This is a genomic window from Streptomyces sp. NPDC111606, assembly GCF_055656945.1.
On sequence record NZ_JBVKBY010000001.1, the window covers coordinates 522,255 to 546,113 of the forward strand.

Consider the following 23,859-nt stretch of genomic DNA (forward strand, 5'->3'; position numbering starts at 1 on the left):
CCGGAGTCGACCGTCCCTGCGCGGCTCGGGGAGCCTGTGCGTCCGTACGCGAAACAGAGCGGGCCGACGCCGACGCCCGCTCGACCGCGTCCACAGCAGCGAGGCTGACCGGCTGCCTCCCCGAACCGCCCCAACCGCTCCGGACTCCGCACCCGCCGAAACCCGGGCCGCTGAGCACAGTCAGCGGGACGCCGGAGTCGACGTGCCTGTGCGAGACGGAGCGGGACGGCCCCAGCCCCCGCTCGACGGCCTTCACGGCACCAGGGCGGACCGGCCGCCTCCCCGAACCGCCCCCGCCGCTCGAGCCGGTGGTCCTCAGGGCCCCTTCAGCTCGTTCGGGTGAGCAGTACGGGCCGGGTGCTCGGCCCGCGGGGAGACTCGGGGCATGGAAGCTCGCCGTTCCCGTGCCGTGCGGCTCGCTCTTTCGGGTTTCGGGCTCTGCTGCTGTCTCGGGGGGTTCTCCGGTTGTTCCGGGGCGTCGTCCTCGGGCGGGCAGGAGGGCTCGACCACGCAGGCCGCGCATGCCGCCGCTCCGAAGGCGCTCACGGCGACCGAGGATCTGCAGGACGGCTATCTGAAGGTGATCAAGGACGTCCTGCCGTCGGTCGTGCAGATCCAGGCCAAGAGCGACCTCGGATCGGGCGTGATCTACGACGGCCAGGGGCACATCGTCACCAACGCACACGTCGTCGGGGACGAGAAGACCTTCCGCGTGACGATCGCGAACCGTGAGGAAGAAGTCACCGCGCGGCTCGTTTCCTCGTACCCCCAGCAGGACCTCGCCGTCATCAAGGTGGACGACATGCCGGACGGGCCGAAGGCGGCCACGCTCGGGGACTCCGCCGAGGTCGAGGTCGGGCAGATCGTGCTGGCGATGGGTTCACCCCTCGGGCTGTCGTCCAGCGTGACGCAGGGCATCGTCTCGGCGACCGGACGGACCGTCACCGAGGGCAGCGACAACGGCGGTACGGGCGCGACGATCGCCAACATGGTGCAGACGTCGGCCGCCATCAACCCCGGCAACAGCGGCGGCGCCCTGGTGAACCTCGACGGCCGGGTCATCGGCATCCCGACCCTCGCCGCCACCGACCCCGACCTCGGGGACAGCGCCGCGCCCGGCATCGGGTTCGCCATCCCGGCGTCGACGGTGAAGACGATCGCCGACCAGATCATCAAGGACGGCCGGGTCACCGACTCGGGCCGGGCGGCGCTCGGCATCACGGCCCGTACGGTCGTGAACGACGACTACCAGGCCGCCGGCGTCGCCGTCGTCCAGGTGCAGACGGGCGGGGCGGCCGACAATGCCGGTCTCGCGCCCGGGGACATCATCACCCGGCTGGGCGACACGGACATCACCACCATCACCTCGCTGTCCGAGTCGCTGGCCGCCGACAAGCCGGGCGAGCGGACGAAGGTGACGTACACCCGCAACGGCAGTGAGAAGACGGTGGATGTGACGCTGGGTGAGCAGTGACGGGGTGGGCGAGGGCCGCGATGCCCTCGCCCCCGTGAGCGTTACGCGTCGGCGTGCAGGTTCATCGGCCCGTAGATCTCCGTGGAGTCCTCGAGCAGCCGTACCTGGTCCGCACCGCCCTCGAGCAGTGCCTTCCAGTGCTCCCCGATCCACGACTCGGCGTCCCCCTGGGTGGTGAACTCCTCGGGCTGCACCGCGGGCTGGACCTCCGCCCCGTCGGCCTTCTCGAACCGCCACGTCCATGCCGCCATGTACGCCTCCAAGGTGTCAGCACGTGCAGAGCCGAAGCCGGATCTACGTCCGGCTTCTGACCTGAGCCTAGTCGTGGGGGTCCCCCTGCTCGAGCAAAGGCGGGAGCGGGGAGCGCGAGACCCGCGCCGACAAGCGAAAATCAGTTCTGTGGAACTCACTCTCCTCGGCACCGGTGCCCCCGCGGGACTCCCCCGCCCCGACTGTCCCTGCGCGGCTTGTGCGACCGCGCTCGGGAACGATGCGCGGGCTGCGACCGCGCTGCTCGTGGACGGGGCGCTGCTGCTCGATCTGACGCCCGGGGCGGCGTTCGCGGCGGCTCGGGCCGGGCGTTCGCTGGCGAACGTACGGCAGGTGCTGCTGTCGCATCCGCACAACGGGCCCGCCGTCGAGGTGCCGGCCGGGCTGCCGCAGCCCGGGCGGGTGCCGGACGGGCAGGAGTTGGCGCTGCTGACGGGGCATCGGGTGCGGGCGGTGGCGATGGACCATCCGGGCACGGGGTACGCGGTGACCGGCCCGGACGGGCAGCGGCTGCTGTATCTGCCGCCGGAGGGCGCGCCGGCCGGGCTGGTGGAGGGGGCCGTCGGGATGTACGACATGGTGGTCGCCGATGTCGTGGGGCGCCCGGACGCGCTGGCCAAGCTGCGGGCGGTGGGGGCCGTCGGGCCGACGACGGACGTCATCGCCGTACACCTGGATCACGACGCGCCGCCGGGCGCCGAGCTGCGCCGGCGGCTGGCCGCGGCGGGCGCCCGGGCCGTGCCGGACGGGACGACGCTGGAGGTGGGGGCGTACGAGGACGTGCCGGACGTGCCGCGGCGGACCCTGGTGCTGGGCGGGGCCCGGTCCGGGAAGTCGGTGGAGGCGGAACGGCGGCTGGAGGCGTTTCCCGACGTCCTGTACGTGGCGACCGGGGGCACCCGGGGCGGGGACACCGAGTGGGCGGCACGGGTCGCCACGCACCGCGAGCGCCGGCCGGGGTCGTGGCGTACGACCGAGACGTGCAACCTGGTGCCACTGCTGGCCGAGGACGGGCCGCCGCTGCTCATCGACTGTCTGTCCCTGTGGCTGACGGACGCCATGGACGCCGTCGGGGCGTGGGACGACGCGGTGTGGGCGGAAGGCGGGGAGAAGGCGCTGCGGGAGCGGGTGCGGGAGTTGACACAGGCGGTGCGGGGCACCCGGCGCACCGTGGTCGCCGTGTCGAACGAGGTGGGGTCGGGGATCGTGCCGGCGACGGCGTCGGGGCGGCGGTACCGCGACGAGTTGGGGCGGCTGAACGCCGCGTTCGCCGGGGAGTGCGAGCAGGTGCTGCTGGTGGTGGCCGGGCAGGCGTGGGTGCTACGCGGCTGAGGGCGGTGGGGCCGGCTGCACGATCGGCAGCGCGGCCGGTGGTGCGGTCGGCTGTGCGGCCGGCTCCTTGCGGGCGATGACGCGGTACGTGTTCGACAGGCGGGTGCGGCGCACCACGGGGGCCAGGAGGTGGTCCAGCGCCCAGGCCACGCCGACCAGGGGTGCGCTCGCCCGGGACAGGGGCGCGGGCAGCAGGTTCGTCAGCACCCGCGAGGTGAAGGCCGCGAAGTCGTACGGGATGTGCGCGGCGCGGCGGTCCGCCGAGAGGACGGTGCAGCCCAGGGCCTTGAGTTCCTCGCGCAGGGTGTTCAGGGGCATCAGGTGCAGGTGGCCCGGGCGGCTGTGCGGGATCCACCACCTGCCGAGCAGCAGGGCGAACACGCCCCGCGGGTTGGGCAGTTCGAGGAGGAGGTGGCCGCCCGGGCGCAGGACCGCGAGGGCGGCGCGCAGTTCCTTGCGGGGGTCCTGGGCGTGTTCCAGGTGGCGGAACATGCTGACGATGTCGTAGCGGGCCCGCAGCCGGGCCGTGATGCGGGGGTCCGTGAGGTGGCCGACGTGGGCCTCCTCCACCCGCTCGGCGACGCGGGCGTCCAGGACGCGGTGGGTCAGGTCGAGGCCGTCGAACGCCGTGTACGGGAAGAGTTCCTTCGCCACCTCCGGGAAACGGGCGTATCCCGTGCCCACGTCCAGCCAGCTCTCCGGCTCGGGGAAGGCCAGCGCCGCGCGGGCCGCGGCTCTCAGGTGGCGGTACGGCAGCCGCGTGAGCCGCAGATGGCGGGGCACGTAGGTGTGCTCCCGGCATCTGGAGAGGGTGAACGCGCAGTCGGCGCGGCGTCGTTCGGAGGGGGCGGTCGCGGTCATGGGCGGCTCCCGGGCGCGAGGGCGTACGCGGGGGGCGTACGGCGGAGGCGGACGGCGGGTGGGGCGAGCATGCCCCGACAATCCGCGGCAAAACGGAACGTATGGGATGGCGATCTTGGGTGCAACGACGTCGCTCGGATGGGGTGGGGCCGTGGCGGAGCCCGTGGTGGCCATGTGGCGCCGTTCTGTTCGACCGGTGCCGGTACTGTTCGGCGAATGAGCTCGCTTAATCTCGACGACTTCACTGATCTGATCGAGCGCCCCGACGGAGGGGTGCGCCGTGACGCAGAGGCGCGCCGTGAGCGTCAGATCGTGCCGCCCGGAGCGCTGGGCCGCCTCGACGAACTGGGTGAGTGGCTGGCGGCCGCGCAGTCCGCGGTGCCGGTACGGCCGATCGAACAGCCGCGGGTCGTATTGTTCGCCGGCGACCACGGCGTGGCCGAGCTCGGCGTGTCGGCGCGAGCGGCGGGCAGCGCCGGGGAGTTGGTGCGGGAGATCCTCGAGGGCGGCCGGCCGGTGTCGGTGCTCGCACGGCGGGCCGGGGTTCCGGTGCGGATCGTCGACATGGCGCTGGACTGCGACCCGGAGTCGCTGCCGGAGGCGGTCGTACGGCATCGGGTGCGGCGCGGCAGTGGCCGTATCGACATCGAGGACGCGCTGACGGCCGAGGAGGCCGAGGCCGCCTTCCGGGCCGGGGTGGCGGTGGCCGACGAGGAGGCCGACTCCGGTACGGATCTGGTGGTGCTCGGCGATGTGAGCGTCGGCGGGACCACGGCGGCGGGGGTGCTGGTCGCCGCGCTGTGCGGAACCGACGCGTCCGTGGTCACCGGGCGGGGCGGACTGGCCATCGACGACCTGATGTGGATGCGCAAGTGCGCGGCGATCCGGGACGCGCTGCGCCGGGCCCGGCCCGTGCTCGGGGACCAGTTGCAGTTGCTCGCGACGGTGGGCGGGGCCGATCTCGCGGCGATCACCGGGTTCCTGCTGCAGAGCGCGGTGCGGAAGATGCCGGTCGTGCTGGACGGGGTGGTCGTCGCCGCCTGCGCCCTGGTGGGACAGCGGATCGCGTTCCGGGCGCCGGACTGGTGGCTGGCCGCGCACAACAGCGGGGAGCCGGGTCAGGCGAAGGCGCTGGACCGGATGGCCCTGGAGCCCCTGCTCGACCAGGGCGTGAAGGTCGGGGAGGGCGCCGGGGGCATGCTGGCCCTGCCGATGGTGCAGGCCGCGGCGGCGCTGGCGGCGGAACTGCCGGAGCAGCCGAAGGAATCGGAGACGCCGGAGGCTTCGGAGACGCCGGACACCCCGGAGGCGGCGGAGGCCGAGTAAACGCCAGGGGCTCGGCAGTACCGGGCGACTCGGGGCGAAAAGGACGATCCCTCCGAGAGTGGACATATGATCCCCACTCGTGAGAGCTGACACCCTCGGCCGCTGGGCCCGTGCCGAGTGGGGGTCCTTGTATCTCGCCGCGCGCGGGGCCTTGGCCGAGCGGCGGTGGCGGGCGGTGCCGATGACTCTCGGGGCCGTGTGTCTGACCGGGATCGTGCAGTTCGTGCAGAACCGGTCCTGGGGCTACCAGCTCGTGAAGAACCTCGGGGGCGTACGCGCCGAGGATCCACTGTGGCTTGCCCTCCTGCGGACGCCGCTGTCCCTCTTCGTGCCGGCCCTCGATCTGCCGGTGTGGGGCGCGCTCGCGCAGATCCTGCTGGTGTTCGGAATCGCCGAGCTCTGTCTGGGCTGGTGGCGGACCCTCGTCATCGCCTACGTCGCGACCCTCGCCGGCACCCTCTACGCGCGCCTGGGCATCGCGCTCGGCCCCGGCCACCCGATCGGCCTGCCCGCCTCGGACGCACAGGTCGTGGACACGGGACCGTCGGCCGCGGTGGTGGGCCTCGCGGTGTTCCTCGGCTGGCGCCACGGCGCGTATGTCACGGCCGGGGTGGTGATCGCGGCGATGGTGGTCGAGGTGGTGCTGGAGGAGAACCTCGCCGGGAAGGAGCACCTCGCGGCCATCGCGGCGGCACTGGTGCTGTGCGCGCTGGCGGCGGTGCGTCAGCGGCGCTCCAGGGCCCGGGGCGGCTCCACGTCGGGAGCCCCGCCGATCCAGTCCTGAAGTTTGCGGCTGGGGCCCAGCCAGCGCTTGTCGTGATGGTAGGAGCGCAACTGCGCCTTGGCGCGGGCGCGCGGGCGGCGGCGGTAGAAACGCTTCGCCCAGGGGGAGGTCGGACGAGCCAGCCGGATGGCGCCGAACAGGGCGACGAAAGGGATGATCACCCCGAAGAGCGCCATCTTGGGTTTGCCTTTGAACAGGGCGATCAGGGCGATCAGGAAGTTCCCCGCGATCGTGCTGAGCAAGGTGCCGCGGTTCTGCATCTGCTCGTCGTCGAGGTCGTTGACCCCGAACGGCGCGAAGCCGAGCAGGAGCAGGCCGACCAGGGCGGTGGTGAGGACGACCATCTCGACACTCTTGCGGCCGTCCTCGGTCCAGTAGACGTCGTCCAGATGCAGGATCAGCGCGAACTCGTCCATGACGAGACCCGCACCGATCCCGAAGACCACGGCGGCCACGGCAGAGCCGAAGCCGCGCTGGCCGCCCGCGACCGCGCAGAAACCGCCGATGACCGTGAGGACCACGCCGGGGACGACGTGATGGATGTGGACGGAGCCGGTCTTGATGTTGCGGAAGGGCCCCTTGCCCGCGCGGATCATGCGGGTGATCAGGCGGGTGACGAGGAAGGTCACCACGAAGGCGGTCAGGGCGAGCAGCAGCGGGACCTTGCCCGGCTCGATGATGTTGCGCTGCCACCAGTCACCCATGGTCTCAGTGTGTCCGGGACAGGGGTGGGCCGCCTGGCGGGGACGACGTCCGGGCTAGTCTGCGGGCGTGTCCATGACCCCGCCACCCCTGCACGGCCTCCGTTTCGCCTTCGGCACCCTGAGCGTGCTCCCCGTCAGGGTGAGCCGCTGGGACCGGGAGGCGGCGCGCGGCGGGATGCTGTGCGCCCCGCTCGTCGGGGTGGTCCTCGGCTGCGCTGCCGCAGCGGCGGCGCTGCTGCTGCTGTTCCTCGGCGCCGGTCCCCTCCTCGCCGCCGTCGCCGGCGCCGCCGTCCCCGCCGTCCTCACCCGGGGGCTGCATCTCGACGGCCTCGCCGACACCGCCGACGGCCTCGGCAGCGGCAAGCCCGCCGAGGACGCGCTGCGGATCATGAAGCAGTCGGACATCGGGCCGTTCGGCGTCATCACGCTCGTGTTCGTGCTGCTGGCGCAGGTGGCCGCGCTGGCGCAGCTGTACGACGACTCGTGGGCCCGGGGCGCCCTCGCCACCGTCGTCTCGGCCGTCGCCGCCCGCCTGGTGCTCACCCTCGCCGCCCGCTCCGGAGTTCCCGCCGCCCGGCCGGAGGGGCTGGGGGCCGCGGTGGCCGGCGTCGTTCCCGTACGGGGCGCGGTGGCCGTCGCCCTGGCCGTGACCGGCGTCGCCGCCGCTGCGGGAGCGATGTTCGGGGCGTCCGACATCGCCCGCACCGCCCTCGCGGTCCTCGCCGCACTCGCCGCCGCCGAGCTGCTCCTGCGGCACTGCACCCGCCGCTTCGGCGGCGTCACCGGTGACGTCTTCGGGGGGCTCGCGGAGACGGCGGCGACGACGGCGCTCGTCGTGCTGTCACTGGGCTGACGCGACGACGTCTCACCGAGCCGCTCTCACCGAGCGGGCGCCAGCCCGTGCGGCAACGTGCCCCACGGATGATCGCCCCCGCCCGGCACCGCACAGTGCACGGTGGCCCCGCGGGCGCGCGCCGGCTCCGCCAGGTCGACGCCCGCCGGGACGCCGTACACCAAGTGGCACAGCCGCACTCCGGTGACGCCCCGCCACGACTGCGGGCCGAGCCGGGTGTACGTCGTCCAGGGCCCCTCGAAGGTGACCAGGAGGTCGGCGATCCTGGCGTACGACGGGTGCGGTGCCGTGCCGTGGTTCAGGGCGAGCGTGCCGCAGCCGGCACCCCAGGCCGCCGTCGCGAGCCGCTGGTAGTGGCCGAACTCCTCGCGTCCGGCGGCGACCTGGTCGAGGAAGACGCCATCCGCGCGGTACCAGTCGCGGTGACGAGTGATGTCGCGTACGACGTCGGCGTGCGGCCTGCGGCCGTAGTCGGTGTCGGCGTAGCCGAGCACCCGTACGTCCACCGCCCGCAGACGGGCCGCGACCTCGGCGAACGCCGGGTCGGGCGCCTCTCCGGGGCCGCTGGCCGGGTTCAGTACGACGCCGTGGAGGCGGGGCGCAGCGGCGATGATCGCGTCCCATTCGGCGGGGCGGACGGACGGGTGCTCGTAGTAGGGGATCAGCAGGTCGGTCATCGGTGAGCGGTCACTCTCCCCAACAGGGCGCAGACCAGGGCGGCCTGGGCCACCGCAGCCGTCCCGTGGACGATCAGGCCGACCCAGTGCGGATTGCCGGTGTGCGTCAGCACGGCGACCGTCTGGGCGAGGGCGGCCGCGCAGCAGATGACCCCCGCGCTGCCCACCGCGCCGAAGGACTGGAGCAGCAGGGCCGTCCACAGGACCACGCCCAGCAGGAGCAGACCGGCGAGGCGGACGCCGTCGAAACCCGAGGAGTGCGGCCACAGGGCCGACGTGGCGAGGCTGAGCGCGAGCAGGGTGACCAGGTAGACGGAGAGGCACTCCACGGCCGTGAGCACCGTCGTCCGCCGGAACGCCCGCGGTGTGCTGCTGGAGCGCAGGCCCGCCAGGCTGCCGCTGCGGAAGCGGTACAGCAGCCATTCGGCGGGGCCCATGCTGAGGGTGAGGGCAACTGCTGCGGGGGCGCTGCGCTGCTCGCCGGTGAGGATGTCGCCCAGGGCCGTATGGAGGACGAGCACGCCGGTGGCCAGGCCGAACAGGGCGTATGGGAGGGACGCGGAGAGGCGGGGGCCCATTGCCATCAGCCGTCTGCGGATACGTTGTGGCTGGTCGCGCCCACGCGGCGGTAGCCGCATATCGGACACAGCCCCGCGCCCCTTTCGGGGCGCCACCTCGCGTTGGCCGAGAACGACCACCACCGTCAACGAACCCAGGAGCAGCGTCAGTCTTGCGGCATCCGGTACGGAGTGGACAAGCGATACGACCGCGCCCGCCGTCATCGGCAACAACGCGGCCAGCAGGACCCGTTCGCGGCCCATCACCAGAAGGGTGGTGCCCGCGCCCAGGTAGACCGACTGGCCGGCTGCGAAGGCGACGGCGGCCGGTTGTGCGGCGCCCGCAACAATCAGGGCCACCAGGGCGCCGAGCAACGCGCCCACCGGCGCGCCCAGCAACAGGGCACGGCGGGCGGCGCCACAGTCGCCCAACCCCAGCCAGGAGTAGGCCCGATGGGCCAGCCCCTGGTTCCACGTCCAGCCGACCAAGGCGGCGGCCAACAGCGGGACGGTGCCCGCCGGGAGGCCGTCGTCGTCCCGTGGGCCCGCGAGCAGCGGGGCGCCGAGGACGTAGCCGAAGCCGGGGAGGGCGAAGACGACGCCGCGCAGGAGGCAGCCGAGCAGGCCTGTCCGCCAGGGGTCGTGGACCGGGCCGTCCGGCTCCGGGTAGCGGCGCTCGACCCGCTCGTACAGCTCCTCGGCGAGGGCGAAGGAGTTCTTCACGCCGTAGCGCTCGCGTATCTGGTCGTCCGAGAGGCCGTCGGACTCCAGCAGTGCGGCGATCTCGTCGGGGTGGACGGCGGCGGCTATGAAGTCGTCGAGGCGCGCGGCGAGTTCGTCGATGGGGTCGGGCCGCGCCCAGCCGGGCCGGTCGCGCTGGTGCGGGATGGCGGGCAGGGTGTCGGGGCGGGAGCCGGGTGGCATCCAGAGGCTGCCGCTCACCAGCCGGTTCCGTCCGTCGCGACCTTCTCGTACCAGGGGTCGCGCAGTTCGAGGGTCCAGTCGGCGACCGTCTCCAGCGTGGGCTCGTACACCTCTGGGCTGCCCGCGAGCTCCTGGTAGATCGTCCGGAAGTTGTCCACGGAGCGGCGCAGCGTGAAGCGGTCGATCACCCGCTGCCTGGACAACTCACCCAGTCGCAGGCGCCGTTCGTCGTCGCGCAGGAGGGTGAGGGCGGCGGCCGCCATCTTCTCCGGCTCGCGCGGCGGGACGACGAGGCCGGTGTCGCCGACGGCCTCACGCACTCCCCCGACGTCCGTCGAGACCGTCGTACGGCCGCAGGACATGGCTTCGATGATGGAGAACGGGAAGCCCTCGGAGATGGACGACAGCATCACGAGGTGCCCGGCCGCGTAGGCGCGCCAGACCTCGGTGATGCGGCCCTCGAAGGTCAGGCCGTCCGTGACGCCCAGTTCGGCGGCGAGCTTCTCCAGCTTGGTGCGGTAGGCCTCGCCGCCGGGCGGGACCGGGCCGAACAGCCGCAGGCGGGTCTCCGGGAGCTCGGCACGGACCATGGCGTAGGCCCGCAGCAGGGTCTCCAGGTCCTTGATGGGGTCGACGCGGCCGCACCAGGTGAGGGTGGGAACCTCGGGTTCGGGGCCGGCGTGCGGGAAGGCGTGCGGGTCGACGCCGTTGTAGACGGTACGGATCTTGTCGGCGGCGGCGCCGCCGCGCTCCTCCCAGCGGCGGTTGTACTGGTTGCACGGGGTGATCAGGTCGGCCGTGCGGTAGCCGAGCGAGTTCAGCTCGCGGTAGAAGCCGAGCATGAACGCCTTCACGGGCCAGCGTTGCGCCTCGCTGCGGTAGCCGAGGTAGCGCTCGCGCAGATAGATGCCGTGCTCGGTGAGGAGAAAGGGCACGCCGTCCAGCCTGCGGGCGGCGAGGGCCGGGAGGGTGGCGAATCCGCTGCTCACCGCGTGGGCCACGGAGTCCTCGGGGATGCGGACCCCGAGCGGGCGCAGGGCGTGTTCCAGCAGGTCGGTCGCGGTCAGGGCGTCATGGACGGCGGGGCGGGCGGCCGCGGTCGGCAGATGCGGCATCGTCCATATCCACATCAGCGAACGCAGCGCGGATTCCGTGCGCAGGGCCGCCGACAGGCGTCCGTCGCGGGCGAGTTCGGCCAGCTCGTCGAGGGCCTCGCCGAAGTCGCAGTGGGCCTCGGGGTCGAGGAAGGAGAGCAGGAAGCGCTCGTAGGAGTCGGTGAAGCGGCGCCGGGCCCTGCCGTACGGCGCTCGCTTGTGCCCCGGCCGCGGGCCCCAGGTCGGTACGGAGGTGTGCCGGTAGACGTTGGGCGGCAACTCCCAGGTGACGGGTTCGCGGCCGGTCCCGGTGAGGGACACGAGGTGGAAGTCGACCTCCGGCATGCCCTTGACCAGCTGGTCGCACCAGGTGCTGACACCACCGTGGACATGCGGATAGGTGCCCTCGGTGAGCATGGTGACATGACGGCCATTGCGCATCACGCGCGTTCCCCCCTGTGGAACAAGTTGGTGCCCCGGCTCGGAAGCGCACCCCGGCAGGTCGGTCGTGAGATGTGCCGGGGTGCGCCTCAGGTCCGGCTGGGCCGCCCTACGGCAGCTTCAGCTTGAGAGCGGTCTGCAGCAGCCCCGGCGTGGTCCAGGCCGAGCGCTCTCCCGCGTACGGCGTCCCGAACGCGGTGGTGCCGATGAGGAGTTGCTTGACGGTCCCCTGCGGTGCGGTCACCGGGATCTGGGTCCCGGACGGGGCGGTGACGGTGACGGTGTTGCCGATGCGGTACGCCGTGACGGAGCCCTTCCCGAGAGCGGACTGCCAGGCGGCGCGGCGCTGCAGCTCCGTGCCGATGGCGCTCTGCGCGAGGTTCTCCACCGGGGTGTTGTCGGCGAAGAGCGCCCGGTAGTCGGCGAGCACCTTGTCCAGGACCGGGTACAGCGTCCGGTCCTCGGCCAGGTTGGACTGGTGGGCGTAGTGCGGGCGCGGGTCGTTGCTGATGGCGTGTCCGAGGGCGGTGCGTGCCTCCAGTGGGACGATGTACTCGTCGTACCCGGTGGCCGTGTCGAGCGGGTCGTCCAGGCAGGTGGAGGCGGGGTTGTTCTCGCAGATGCCGCTGCCGCCGTCCGCCGTGGAGGTGTAGATCCAGTTGTACTCGTCGACCATCTCCTCCTCGGTACCCACGTTGTAGTACACGTTCATCGGGTACCGGGGCACGGTCAGCGCGGCGCCGACCGGACGCTGGGCGGGCTCGCGGGAGTTGTCCGAGGCGATCCACTTGACGCCGTTGTCGGCGAGGGCGCGGGCGAGGTTGGGGTTGTCGTCGGGCTGCTGCGGCAGGGTCTTCAGGCCCGAGTGCTCGCCGGTCACGAGTTCCGTGCGGTCGAGCTGGAGCCCCTTGGTGACGCCCCAGTTGTGGTTGTCCCTGATCTGCGCCGAGATCTCCGCGCGGCTCATGTACCGCGTGGAGCCGTCGGCGTTCTTGGCGCAGCTCCACGGCACGGTCGAGGTGTCCTGGACACAGCCGAGGAACGGGTGCGTGTAGGTGTGGTTGATCCAGCGGTACTGCGCCTTGTCGGCGAGCAGTTGGCTCGCGAGCGGGTCGGTGCCGCCGTTCTCGCTCTTCCACTCCTCGCCGGAGCCGGCGTTGTAGACCATGTCCAGCTTGAGGCCCTGCTCGCGCTGCCACTGCGCGGCGCGGACCGCGTCCCCGGCCGTCATGCGGATCGGTGGGGTCTCCTCGCCGCCACCGCCCACGCAGTCGATGTCACCGGGTGTGCAGTTGCGCTCGGTGTCCCAGCGGGCGTCCGGCGCGAAGACGTCGTCGACGTGCACCGCGAAGTAGTTGCGGGCCTGGCCGAGGTGGACTCCCTGGGTCAGCCACTCGACGATGCCGCGGGCCAGAACGCGGAACTGCTGCTGGTACTGGTTGTACGCGAAGGTCACGACCAGTTGCCGGCGCCCGTCGTTGTTGTACTCGCCGACCAGGCTGCCGCGCCCGGTCCCGCCGGGCACGGGAACGTCGACGTAGCTGGTGAAGCCCGCGCGGGGCCGGGCGACGTAGCCGTAACTCTCCAGTACGGACGGGTCGTTGTCCTCGAACGCGAAGGCGCCGTCGAGGTAGCCGAAGTACCCCGCCTTGCCCTGGGCCGTGACCGAGGCCTGCTGCCCGTCGAGGGTGCCCGCCCAGCCGCCCTCGCTGGTGTAGTCGAGGCCGACGCCCGGGTGGGCCCAGGTGTAGGCGTCGACCTGCGGGATGCCGTAGGTCCGCTCGTAGCTCTCCAGCGCGGTCTGCTCCGCGGAACCCTCACCGAAGGGCGCCTCGTTGGGCAGGACGACGCCCTGGTACTTCGCGCGGGGTGTGCCGCCCACCGTGTCGCTGAGGAACGCGGCGGTGACGGTCGGGCGGTCGGCGTCGGTCAGGTCGACGGTGGTGTACGGGATGCCCGTGCTCCTGAGCTGGGCGGTGATGGCCTGGACGGGGGCGTCGCCGTTGTCCACGACCAGCACCCTGAGATCGATGCGCGGCTCCCCCGCGGCCGCGGCGCCGGGTACTCCCAGTCCCAGCGACAGCAGACCGGCGGCCGCAAGGACGGCAGCCGTGTTTCTCCATCTGTGCGCACTCTGCGCCATTGATCGTTCCTTCCCCCCAGAAGATCCTCTTGTGGCCGGTTGCGATGAATCGGCGGAGGATCCGTGGAAATCATGCAAAGCGGCAAGCTGACAGCTCACCGGAACCAGACGAGTGTGACTCAGCTCACCGGTCCCGAGAATCAAGAAATGACCGCGACGCCACCGACAGGTGAACGCCCGAAGGAATGAGCGAACGCTCACACGAGCGTAGGCTCGTCCCGAGTGTTCGCCGTACCGGGGAAGGCCCCGCTGATACCGCACCCATAGGTCGGAACTATGGTCGGCCGTCGGGCCCGGTCGACCCACACCGATCGGCCACTGCAACTTCACATTGGAAGCGAGATATCACCACCGTGACTGCTCTCACTCTCAGCACCGCCGCGGCGCCCGGCCTGCGCGCCGACGCGATCGTGATCGGTGTCGCCAAGGGCTCTGGTTCCAAGGCCGCGGGACCGGTCGTCGCACCGGGCGCCGAGGCCGTGGACAAGGCGTACGACGGCAAGCTCGCCGGCGTCCTGGAGACCCTCGGTGCCACCGGTGCCGAGGGCGAGGTGACGAAGCTCCCCGCGCCCGCCGGCTTCAAGTCCCCGCTCGTGGTGGCGGTCGGTCTGGGCGCCGCGCCCGAGAAGGACGCCGACTACGACGGCGAGGCGCTGCGCAAGGCCGCCGGCGTCGCCGCCCGCGCTCTCGCCGGCTCCAAGAAGGCCGCGTTCGCCCTGCCGCTGACCGACACCGCCGACATCGGTGCCGTCGCCGAGGGCGTGCTGCTCGGGGCGTACGCCTTCGACGCGTACAAGGACAACGGCAAGAGCGACCGGGACAAGAAGAACGGCAAGGCTCCCCTCGCCGAGGCCGCGCTGCTCGGCGGCAAGTCCCGCGACAAGGAGCACAAGGCCGCGATCGAGCGCGCCACCGCCGTCGTCGAGGAGCTCAACCGCGCCCGCGACCTGATCAACACCCCGCCCAACGACCTCAACCCCGAGTCCTTCGCCGCGGTCGCCTCGACGGCGGCCAAGGAGCACGGCATCAAGGTGCAGGTGCTCGACGAGAAGGCGCTGACCAAGGGCGGCTACGGCGGCATCCTCGGCGTCGGCTCCGGATCGGCCGCCGGTCCGCGGCTGGTGAAGCTGACGTACACGCACGCCAAGGCGGACAAGCACCTCGCCCTCGTCGGCAAGGGCATCACCTACGACTCGGGCGGCATCTCGCTGAAGCCGGCCGGGCACAACGAGACGATGAAGTGCGACATGAGCGGCGCCGCCGCCGTGTTCGCCGCCGTCGTCGCCGCCGCGCGGCTCGGTCTCCGGGTGAACATCACCGGCTGGCTGGCGCTCGCCGAGAACATGCCGTCGGGGACCGCCGTGCGCCCCGGTGACGTGCTGCGCATGTACAGCGGCAAGACCGTCGAGGTGCTCAACACGGACGCCGAGGGCCGGCTGGTGCTCGCCGACGCGCTGTGGGCGGCCTCGCAGGAGAAGCCGGACGCGATCGTGGACGTGGCGACGCTGACCGGGGCGATGGTGCTGGCGCTGGGGAACCGGACGTTCGGTGTCATGGCCAACGACGACGCGTTCCGCTCCGCGGTGATCGAGGCGGCCGAGGAGGTCGGTGAGGCGTCCTGGCCGATGCCGCTGCCGGAGCACCTGCGCAAGGGGATGGACTCGCCCACCGCCGACATCGCCAACATGGGTGAGCGCATGGGCGGCGGGCTGGTCGCGGGGCTCTTCCTGCGCGAGTTCGTCGGCGAGGGCATCACCTGGGCGCACATCGACATCGCCGGTCCCGCGTTCAACGAGGGCGGGCCCTTCGGGTACACGCCGAAGGGTGGTACGGGGTCCGCGGTGCGGACGCTGGTCCGGCTCGCCGAGCTGACGGCGGCCGGGGACCTGGGCTGACGTTGTCATGAGTGAGGGGGCTCCGCGCGCGGGTAGGGCGGAGCCCCCTCTTCCATGCCCCCGTCCACGCCCGCTCAACTGAACGTGGGACGTCTCACACACCGGCCCGGCGTCTCGTTCGGTGTGGACAAGTGCGAAGATGGGGCTCGGCAGGACAGGGCCCCACCACAGGGCCGAAGAAAGAGCGGCCGGACACCAGCCGCCGACCGGTCACCGCTGACCGGCGTAGGCGCACATGCATGGAGGACGTGACGTGGCGAACGACGCCAGCACCGTTTTCGACCTAGTGATCCTCGGCGGTGGTAGTGGCGGTTACGCCGCGGCCCTGCGCGGGGCGCAGCTGGGCCTGGACGTCGCCCTGATCGAGAAGGACAAGGTCGGCGGCACCTGCCTGCACCGGGGTTGCATCCCCACCAAGGCCCTGCTGCACGCGGGCGAGATCGCCGACCAGGCTCGTGAGAGCGAGCAGTTCGGTGTGAAGGCCAGCTTCGAGGGCATCGACATCGCCGGTGTCCACAAGTACAAGGACGGCGTGATCTCCGGCCTTTACAAGGGCCTGCAGGGACTCGTCGCCTCCCGCAAGGTGACCTACATCGAGGGTGAGGGCCGGCTGTCCTCCCCCACCTCCGTCGACGTGAACGGCCGGCGTGTCCAGGGCCGCCACGTCCTGCTGGCGACCGGCTCCGTGCCGAAGTCGCTGCCGGGCCTGGAGATCGACGGCAACCGCATCATCTCCTCGGACCACGCCCTCGTCCTGGACCGCGTCCCGAAGTCGGCGATCGTCCTCGGCGGCGGTGTCATCGGCGTCGAGTTCGCCTCCGCCTGGAAGTCCTTCGGCACGGACGTGACCGTCATCGAGGGCCTGAAGCACCTCGTCCCGGTCGAGGACGAGAACAGCTCGAAGCTTCTTGAGCGCGCCTTCCGCAAGCGCGGCATCAAGTTCAACCTGGGCACCTTCTTCTCGAAGGCCGAGTACACCGCCGACGGTGTCAAGGTCACCCTCGCCGACGGCAAGGAGTTCGAGGCCGAGGTCCTGCTGGTCGCCGTGGGCCGCGGCCCGGTCTCCGCCGGCCTCGGCTACGAGGAGCAGGGCGTCGCCATGGACCGCGGCTACGTCCTCGTCGACGAGTACATGCGCACCAACGTCCCGACCATCTCCGCCGTCGGTGACCTCGTCCCGACCCTCCAGCTCGCGCACGTCGGCTTCGCCGAGGGCATCCTGGTGGCGGAGCGTCTGGCCGGTCTGAAGACCGTTCCGATCGACTACGACGGTGTCCCGCGGGTGACCTACTGCCACCCGGAGGTCGCCTCCGTCGGCATCACCGAGGCCAAGGCCAAGGAGATCTACGGCGCGGACAAGGTCGTCGCTCTGAAGTACAACCTCGCGGGCAACGGCAAGAGCAAGATCCTCAACACCTCGGGCGAGATCAAGCTCGTCCAGGTCAAGGACGGCGCCGTGGTCGGCGTCCACATGGTCGGCGATCGCATGGGCGAGCAGGTCGGCGAAGCCCAGCTGATCTACAACTGGGAGGCGCTGCCCGCCGAGGTGGCCCAGCTCATCCACGCCCACCCGACGCAGAACGAGGCGCTCGGCGAGGCCCACCTGGCCCTGGCCGGCAAGCCGCTGCACTCGCACGACTGACCCTCGGTCGACGAAGCGACGACTCAGACTTCCGCAATTCGTAAGGAGCAACCGAAACCATGGCGGTTTCCGTAACCCTTCCGGCGCTCGGCGAGAGCGTCACCGAGGGCACTGTCACCCGCTGGCTGAAGGCCGAGGGTGAGCGCGTCGAGGCCGACGAGCCGCTGCTCGAGGTCTCCACCGACAAGGTCGACACCGAGATCCCCTCCCCCGCCGCCGGCGTCCTGGCCTCCATCAAGGTCGCCGAGGACGAGACGGTCGAGGTCGGTGCCGAGCTGGCCGTGATCGACGACGGCACGGGCGCCCCCGCTGCCGCCCCGGCCCCCGCCGCCGAGCCCGCCCCGGCCGCCGAGCCGGAGCCGGCCCCGCAGGCCGCTGCCCCGTCCACCGAGCAGGCCGCTCCCGCCCCGGCGCCCACCGCCGAGGCCGCCGCCGGCGGCGGTTCCGCCGAGGGCACGGACGTCGTCCTGCCCGCGCTCGGCGAGTCCGTCACCGAGGGCACCGTCACCCGCTGGCTGAAGTCGGTCGGTGACAGCGTCGAGGCCGACGAGCCGCTGCTGGAGGTGTCGACGGACAAGGTCGACACCGAGATCCCCGCCCCGGCCTCCGGCACGCTGCTGGAGATCGTGGTCGGCGAGGACGAGACGGCCGAGGTCGGCGCCAAGCTGGCCGTCATCGGTGCCGCGGGTGCCGCTCCGGCGGCCGCCCCGGCCCAGGAGGCTCCGGCCCCCGCCGCCGCTGCCCCGGCCGCGCCCGCGGCTCCGGCCGCGCCCGCCGCTGCCGCCCCGGCTCCGCCCCAGCCCGCCGCTCCGGCTCCCGCGCCGGCCGCCCCGGCCCCGGTCACCCCGGCCCCGGTCACCCCGGCTCCGGCCGCTCCGGCCGCCGCCGAGCCGACCGACGAGGGCGCCTACGTCACCCCGCTGGTGCGCAAGCTCGCCGCCGAGAACGGCGTCGACCTGGCCTCCGTCAAGGGCACCGGCGTCGGCGGTCGTATCCGCAAGCAGGACGTCATCGCCGCCGCCGAGGCCGCGAAGGCCGCCGCCGCTGCTCCGGCTCCCGCCGCTGCCGCTCCGGCCGCCGCCGCGAAGAAGGCGCCGACGCTGGAGGCCTCCCCGCTCCGTGGCCAGACCGTCAAGATGCCGCGCATCCGCAAGGTCATCGGCGACAACATGGTCAAGGCGCTGCACGAGCAGGCCCAGCTGTCGTCGGTCGTCGAGGTCGACGTCACGCGCCTGATGAAGCTGCGCGGCCGGGCGAAGGACTCCTTCGCCGCCCGCGAAGGCGTCAAGCTCTCCCCGATGCCGTTCTTCGTCAAGGCCGCGGCCCAGGCGCTGAAGGCGCACGCGCCCGTCAACGCCAAGATCAACGAGGCCGAGGGCACGATCACCTACTTCGACACCGAGAACATCGGTATCGCGGTGGACTCGGAGAAGGGCCTGATGACCCCGGTCATCAAGCACGCGGGCGACCTCAACATCGCCGGCATCGCCAAGGCCACGGCCGACCTGGCGGGCAAGGTCCGCGCCAACAAGATCACGCCCGACGAGCTGTCCGGCGCGACCTTCACCATCTCCAACACCGGTTCGCGCGGTGCGCTCTTCGACACGATCATCGTGCCGCCGGGCCAGGTCGCGATCCTCGGCATCGGCGCCACGGTCAAGCGCCCGGCCGTCATCGAGACGGAGGAGGGCACGGTCATCGGCGTCCGCGACATGACGTACCTGACCCTGTCCTACGACCACCGCCTGGTGGACGGTGCCGACGCGGCCCGTTACCTGACGGCGGTCAAGGCGATCCTGGAGGCGGGCGAGTTCGAGGTCGAGCTCGGCCTGTAAGGACGCTGCCGGCTGTATGCGGTCTGCCAGTACGACGATGCCCTCTCCCCGGCTTCCGGGGGGAGGGCATCGCCGTTGTGTCGGGCCGACCGGGCGGGTAAGTCTCCGTGTAAGTCTCGTCTCACCTGCACCAAAGCGCCCCCGTGCGCCCCTCCGTCGGAGCGTCCCGGCCTTATTGTCTAAACGTCAAACGCGCCCTAAGGAGCTCTCATGACCGCCCCCGTCATCCACTCGCTGCGCGAACAGATCCGCGAGCACATCCTGGAGGGGATCATCAGCGGGCGCTGGCAGCCGGGCGAGCGGATCGTGGAGCGACGGATCGCCACCGAGCTGGAGGTCAGTCAGACGCCGGTGCGGGAGGCGCTGCGTGAGCTGGAGTCGCTGCGGCTGATCGAGTCCGCGCCCAACAAGGGCGTACGGGTACGGAGTCTGACCGCGGCCGACCTGGAGGAGAGCTACCCGGTCCGGGCCGGCCTGGAGGCCATCGCCGCGGAACTCGCGGCCGACCGCCTCGCGGAGGACTGCTCCGCCCTGGAGCCGCATGTCGCCGCCCTGTACGAGGCCGACCGCCTCTCCGACGGCACGGGCCAGGTGCGGCACACGGTCGCCTTCCACCGCGAGCTGGTGCGGGCGGCGGGCAACTCGGTGCTGCTGCACACCTGGGAGGGGCTCGGCATCGAGGTGTTCACGGCCCTGTCGATCCGGTGGCTGGGGACGGTGCAGCAGTCGTACGCGGAGGAGCACGAGGAGCTGGTGGCCGCGTTCCAGCGCCGGGATCCGCGGATCGCCGAGATGGTCAAGGCCCACGTACTCGGGTGCGCACCGCGGCACGAGGGCGAGTAGCCGGGCCCGGGGCTGCCGTCCCGCCTCTTTCCCGGGCCGCTGCGACGAGCGCGGCTCCAGACATACGCCCGGTCCGTCACACAGAGGCTGACGTCCGTACCGTCGGCACGCCCACTGATCGGCCCGCCGCTGCGCCCCGGCACGCCCGGCCTCTGGCCCACCGCCGGCGGCGTACAGATCGAGCCACGACGCCTGGGCCAACCCGGCACGATCCCCGCGCCCCGCGAGCGGGAGACAGCCCTGCGACGCCTACCCGGGGTGAACCGCGCCGAGGTGAACGGCACGCTGGGCTGCGTGTATGTGGGTGCGGGCCGGAGACGGTGCTCAGGACGACGGGCCAGGGGCTTGGGGGCGGCCCCGGAAGAGAGCACGTCCGCCGAGGACGCTCGGGGCAGCGGGACGGCGGCCCGGGGTGGCCAGGGGCGACGACGTCGCAGGGTGTTCCGGACGCTCCAGGACGACGCGGGCCGTGACCCGGTGACGGCGGCCGTCATGGGGTCCCTGGTGACGTCGGCCTCAGGGTCGATGCTGGTGCCCGCTGTGGCCCGGGGCTCCGTCGATGCGCTGGGGAAAGTTCACCCGCAGGCAACCCGTGTGCAGCCTGCCGGATGACATCGGCCCGGACAAAGGAGGCGTAACCCCGCACGACGCACACGAAAGGCGGCCACCATGCCGCAGATACTCGGCACGATCCTGACCCAGGTGGCGATCGCCCTCCTCGAGGCCGTTCTGGTGCGCCTGGCCATCCAGCTCTGGAAGGCGTTCGCCACGAGCGCGCGTCCGGCGGCCGCGCACGCCTGAGCGAATTGCCCGCCAGGCGGGTCTGGCTGCACCTGCCGATGAAAGCCGGTCACGGCGACATCCGCGGCCGCGTCCACGGCATCCACCGCGATGACGATGCTCCCCTGACCCCCGCAAGCCGGCCTTCCACGGCGCCCTCGGCGGCATGACCGCAGCCGGAGTCATGGCCTTGGCCGGTCGCGGTCGCTGCCGGCGCCGCCGCCGAGGTGATGACCGCGAGCAGGCGGCTCGGCATCACCAGGACCACGAGAGCATGACGCACCAGGGCACCGGAGCCGAGCAGAGCGGACAGGCCACCGAGAGCCGAAGCCGCCCAAGCTAGCCGCCCACAACTCATGTGAGCAGGGAAAACGCGGCACCGCGTGCCTGCCCTCCCGGCACCGGATGCCAATTTTCGCGGTATCCGGACCTTTTAGCCCTCCACCCTTTGATCGATCATCGATCAGGGAGTTACAGTCGCCCACGGGCTTGCACCCAAGCCCTCCGCCCTGTCCTGCCAAAGACAAAGGGCACCCCCGAACCCTTACCGATGAGGGAACCCCCTTCGACTGAGGAAGGCGGCGACATGACCGACCCCAAAGCCATCCAGCCGAGCGCGCTCGACCAGCTCCCCGACCGTGATCCGGAGGAGACTGCCGAGTGGCAGGCCTCACTGGACGCGGTCGCCAAGGCGGCCGGTCCGCACCGCGCCGCATACCTGATGCGCCGCACGCTGGAGCGGGCCGAGGGCACCGGCATCGCGCTGCCGAAGCTCCTCGAGACCGACTACGTCAACACCATCCCGACCGCCGCCGAGCCGTCCGCGCCCGGCGACGAGGCGATGGAAGCCCGTATCACCGCATGGAACCGCTGGAACGCGGCCGCCATGGTGACCCGCGGCTCCAAATACGGCGTCGGCGGCCACATCGCCACCTTCGCCTCCGCGGCCTGGCTCTACGAGACCGGCTTCAACCACTTCTTCAAGGGCAAGGAGGCGGACGGCTCCGGCGACCAGCTGTACATCCAGGGCCACGCCTCCCCCGGCATCTACGCCCGCGCCTTCCTCGACGGCCGCCTGGACGAGCAGCAGCTCGACAACTTCCGTCAGGAGGCCGGCGGCAACGGACTCCCGTCGTACCCGCACCCCCGCCGCCTGCCCTGGCTGTGGGAGTTCCCGACGGTGTCCATGGGCCTCGGCCCGCTCTCGGCCATCTACCAGGCCCGCTTCAACCGCTACCTCACCAACCGAGGCATCAAGGACGTCTCCGCGTCCCACGTGTGGGCGTTCCTCGGTGACGGCGAGATGGACGAGCCCGAGTCGACGGCGGCACTCGCCCTGGCCTCCCGTGAGGGCCTGGACAACCTGACCTTCGTCATCAACTGCAACCTGCAGCGCCTCGACGGCCCGGTCCGCGCCAACTTCAAGATCGTGCAGGAGCTGGAGGCCCAGTTCCGCGGCGCCGGCTGGAACGTCGTCAAGACGCTCTGGGGTACGGCGTGGGACGAGCTGTTCCAGCTCGACACGACCGGCGCGCTCGTACGCCGGCTGCGCGAGGTACCCGACGCGCAGGTGCAGACGTACCAGACCCGCGACGCCGCCTACATCCGCCAGGACTTCTTCGGCAAGGACCCGGAGCTCGCCGAAATGGCGAAGCTGCTGAGCGACGACAAGATCCTGGAGTGCTTCCACCTCTCCCGCGGTGGTCACGAGGCGCGCAAGGTGTACGCCGCCTACAAGGCCGCCGTCGAGTTCAAGGGCGCGCCGACGGTCATCCTGGCCCAGACGGTCAAGGGCCACACCCTCGGCGAGGGCTTCGCGTCGAAGAACGCCAACCACCAGATGAAGAAGCTGACGGTGGACGAGTTCAAGACGATGCGTGACCTGCTCGAACTCCCCATCTCCGACGCGCAGTTCGTCGACGGCGTGGTCCCCTACGGCCACCCCGGCGCCGACTCCCCCGAGGTCCGCTACCTCCAGGAGCGCCGCGCGGCCCTCGGCGGCCCGGCCCCGGCCCGCCGCGTCCACCCCGTGGCGCCGCTGCCCGCCCCCGCCGAGAAGGCCTTCGCCTCCTTCGACAAGGGGTCCGGCTCCCAGAACGTGGCCACCACCATGGCCTTCGTCCGCCTGATCAAGGACCTGGTCCGCGACAAGGAGTCGGGCAAGCGCTGGGTGCCGATCGTCCCCGACGAGGCGCGCACCTTCGGTATGGAGAGCCTCTTCCCGTCCCTGGGCATCTACTCGCCCAAGGGCCAGACGTACGAGCCGGTCGACCGCGACCAGCTCATGTACTACAAGGAGGCCCAGAACGGCCAGATCCTCAACGAGGGGATCACCGAGGCCGGTTCGATGGCCGACTTCATCGCCGCGTCGACCGCGTACTCCACGCACGGCGAAACGATGATCCCGTTCTACATCTTCTACTCGATGTTCGGCTGGCAGCGCACGGCCGACCAGATGTGGCAGCTCGGCGACCAGCTCGGCCGCGGCTTCCTCGTCGGCGCCACCGCGGGCCGTACGACGCTGACGGGTGAGGGCCTGCAGCACGCCGACGGTCACTCGCCGGTGATCGCGGCGACGAACCCGGCCGCGCTGACGTACGACCCGGCCTTCGCATACGAGGTCGCGGCGATCGTCAAGGACGGTCTGCGCCGGATGTACGGCGAGGCGGCCCCGGGCGAGGACCAGAACGTCTTCTACTACCTCACCGTCTACAACGAGCCGCTGCCGCAGCCCGCGAAGCCCGCCGTGGACGGCGTCGACGAGGGCATCGTCAAGGGCCTGTACCGCTTCAACACGGCGGAGTCGGCGGGCCTGTCCCCGGCGGCGAACGCCCCGCGCATCCAGCTCCTCGGCTCCGGCACGGCGATCCACTGGACGCTCCGGGCACAGAAGCTGCTTGCCGAGGAGTGGGGCGTGGCCGCCGACGTCTGGTCGGCGACGTCCTGGACGGAGCTGCGCCGGGACGCCCTCGAGGCCGACGCGGCCCTGCTGCGCGGCGAGGAGCGGATGCCGTTCGTTCGTCAGGCGCTCCAGGGTGCCGAGGGCCCGGTGCTGGCGGTCTCCGACTACATGCGCCAGGTCCCCGACCAGATCGCGCAGTGGGTCGAGCAGGACTACTCCTCGCTGGGCGCGGACGGCTTCGGCCTCTCCGACACCCGCGAGGCGGCCCGCCGCCACTTCGGCGTCGACGCCGAGTCGATCGTCGTCGCGGCCCTGGCCCAGCTCGCGAAGCGGGGCGAGGTCAAGGCGACGGCCGTGAAGGAAGCACGCGAGAAGTACGGCCTGTAAGGCAGGAGCTCGGACGAAGGGGTACGGCGGTCGCCGTGCCCCTTCGTTGTCATTGGGGCCGTCGTCAGCGGGGCCGTCGCCAGTGGGTTCGTTGTCGGTGGGTTCGTTGTCAGTGGGCCCCGGCATGATGGCCGT

At 71.7% G+C, this 23,859-nt stretch carries 18 protein-coding genes; 11 read left to right on the forward strand and 7 right to left on the reverse strand.

The features are described from left to right. The first annotated feature begins 385 nt into the window (after window positions 1-385). Window positions 386-1,474, forward strand: coding sequence for a S1C family serine protease (locus ACZ7M7_RS02395; RefSeq protein WP_472111968.1), 1,089 nt, complete (start codon window positions 386-388; stop codon window positions 1,472-1,474). A 41-nt stretch (window positions 1,475-1,515) separates the two neighbouring features. On the opposite strand, the gene ACZ7M7_RS02400 is transcribed toward ACZ7M7_RS02395, so the two are convergent. Further along, window positions 1,516-1,725, reverse strand: coding sequence for a hypothetical protein (locus ACZ7M7_RS02400; RefSeq protein WP_369270548.1), 210 nt, complete (start codon window positions 1,723-1,725; stop codon window positions 1,516-1,518). 148 nt (window positions 1,726-1,873) lie between these two features. Here ACZ7M7_RS02400 and ACZ7M7_RS02405 point away from each other — a divergent pair, with 148 nt between their 5' ends. Continuing rightward, window positions 1,874-3,076: a bifunctional adenosylcobinamide kinase/adenosylcobinamide-phosphate guanylyltransferase gene (locus ACZ7M7_RS02405; RefSeq protein WP_472111971.1), complete on the forward strand. Its 1,203-nt coding sequence runs from the start codon at window positions 1,874-1,876 to the stop codon at window positions 3,074-3,076. On the opposite strand, the gene ACZ7M7_RS02410 is transcribed toward ACZ7M7_RS02405, so the two are convergent. Beyond that, window positions 3,065-3,937, reverse strand: coding sequence for a class I SAM-dependent methyltransferase (locus ACZ7M7_RS02410; RefSeq protein ID WP_383596361.1), 873 nt, complete (start codon window positions 3,935-3,937; stop codon window positions 3,065-3,067). The two genes, ACZ7M7_RS02405 and ACZ7M7_RS02410, sit on opposite strands and share 12 nt — an antisense overlap. A 216-nt stretch (window positions 3,938-4,153) precedes the next feature. Here ACZ7M7_RS02410 and cobT point away from each other — a divergent pair, with 216 nt between their 5' ends. Together cobT and ACZ7M7_RS02420 are read left to right on the forward strand one after the other, a co-directional pair. Then, on the forward strand, window positions 4,154-5,263 hold the full coding sequence (cobT, locus tag ACZ7M7_RS02415; RefSeq protein ID WP_472111975.1) for a nicotinate-nucleotide--dimethylbenzimidazole phosphoribosyltransferase: 1,110 nt from the start codon (window positions 4,154-4,156) through the stop codon (window positions 5,261-5,263). 79 nt (window positions 5,264-5,342) lie between these two features. Further along, entirely contained in the window at window positions 5,343-6,047 is a 705-nt protein-coding gene (locus ACZ7M7_RS02420; protein WP_472111978.1) for a hypothetical protein, read from the forward strand. On the opposite strand, the gene ACZ7M7_RS02425 is transcribed toward ACZ7M7_RS02420, so the two are convergent. Continuing rightward, window positions 5,987-6,751 carry a hypothetical protein gene (locus ACZ7M7_RS02425; RefSeq protein WP_472111981.1) on the reverse strand — a complete coding sequence of 255 codons (765 nt, stop codon included), beginning with the start codon at window positions 6,749-6,751 and terminating at the stop codon, window positions 5,987-5,989. The genes ACZ7M7_RS02420 and ACZ7M7_RS02425 overlap by 61 nt on opposite strands. A 73-nt stretch (window positions 6,752-6,824) precedes the next feature. Between ACZ7M7_RS02425 and ACZ7M7_RS02430 the strand changes: the two genes are divergently transcribed. Next, window positions 6,825-7,604: an adenosylcobinamide-GDP ribazoletransferase gene (locus ACZ7M7_RS02430; RefSeq protein ID WP_472113868.1), complete on the forward strand. Its 780-nt coding sequence runs from the start codon at window positions 6,825-6,827 to the stop codon at window positions 7,602-7,604. A 26-nt stretch (window positions 7,605-7,630) separates the two neighbouring features. Here the strand turns inward: ACZ7M7_RS02430 and ACZ7M7_RS02435 are convergent, their stop codons facing one another. The 4 genes from ACZ7M7_RS02435 to ACZ7M7_RS02450 form a co-directional block, all read right to left on the reverse strand. Further along, window positions 7,631-8,281, reverse strand: a complete 651-nt coding sequence (locus ACZ7M7_RS02435; protein ID WP_472111985.1) for a spherulation-specific family 4 protein — start codon at window positions 8,279-8,281, stop codon at window positions 7,631-7,633. Then, window positions 8,278-9,780 (reverse strand): hypothetical protein, encoded by a 1,503-nt coding sequence (locus ACZ7M7_RS02440; RefSeq protein ID WP_472111988.1) that lies wholly within the window; start codon window positions 9,778-9,780, stop codon window positions 8,278-8,280. Before ACZ7M7_RS02440 ends, ACZ7M7_RS02435 begins: the two co-directional genes overlap by 4 nt. Next, window positions 9,777-11,297, reverse strand: a complete 1,521-nt coding sequence (pelF, locus tag ACZ7M7_RS02445; protein ID WP_383596342.1) for a GT4 family glycosyltransferase PelF — start codon at window positions 11,295-11,297, stop codon at window positions 9,777-9,779. Before pelF ends, ACZ7M7_RS02440 begins: the two co-directional genes overlap by 4 nt. 109 nt (window positions 11,298-11,406) lie before the next feature. Beyond that, on the reverse strand, window positions 11,407-13,440 hold the full coding sequence (locus ACZ7M7_RS02450; protein WP_472111991.1) for a hypothetical protein: 2,034 nt from the start codon (window positions 13,438-13,440) through the stop codon (window positions 11,407-11,409). 353 nt (window positions 13,441-13,793) lie between these two features. Between ACZ7M7_RS02450 and ACZ7M7_RS02455 the strand changes: the two genes are divergently transcribed. From ACZ7M7_RS02455 to aceE, 6 genes are all read left to right on the forward strand, one after another. Further along, entirely contained in the window at window positions 13,794-15,335 is a 1,542-nt protein-coding gene (locus ACZ7M7_RS02455; protein ID WP_383596337.1) for a leucyl aminopeptidase, read from the forward strand. A 253-nt stretch (window positions 15,336-15,588) separates the two neighbouring features. Continuing rightward, window positions 15,589-16,977, forward strand: coding sequence for a dihydrolipoyl dehydrogenase (lpdA, locus tag ACZ7M7_RS02460; protein WP_328428260.1), 1,389 nt, complete (start codon window positions 15,589-15,591; stop codon window positions 16,975-16,977). Window positions 16,978-17,036: 59 nt separating this feature from the next. After that, entirely contained in the window at window positions 17,037-18,812 is a 1,776-nt protein-coding gene (sucB, locus tag ACZ7M7_RS02465) for a 2-oxoglutarate dehydrogenase, E2 component, dihydrolipoamide succinyltransferase (protein ID WP_472111995.1), read from the forward strand. A 210-nt stretch (window positions 18,813-19,022) separates the two neighbouring features. After that, window positions 19,023-19,655, forward strand: coding sequence for a GntR family transcriptional regulator (locus ACZ7M7_RS02470; RefSeq protein ID WP_383596331.1), 633 nt, complete (start codon window positions 19,023-19,025; stop codon window positions 19,653-19,655). 669 nt (window positions 19,656-20,324) lie between these two features. Then, a complete protein-coding gene (locus tag ACZ7M7_RS02475; RefSeq protein ID WP_369270561.1) occupies window positions 20,325-20,456 on the forward strand; it encodes a hypothetical protein in 132 nt (43 codons plus the stop codon). Between the two features lie 565 nt (window positions 20,457-21,021). Further along, complete coding sequence (gene aceE / locus ACZ7M7_RS02480) at window positions 21,022-23,724, forward strand: pyruvate dehydrogenase (acetyl-transferring), homodimeric type (protein ID WP_383623987.1); 2,703 nt, start codon at window positions 21,022-21,024, stop codon at window positions 23,722-23,724. The last annotated feature ends 135 nt before the right edge of the window (window positions 23,725-23,859 follow it).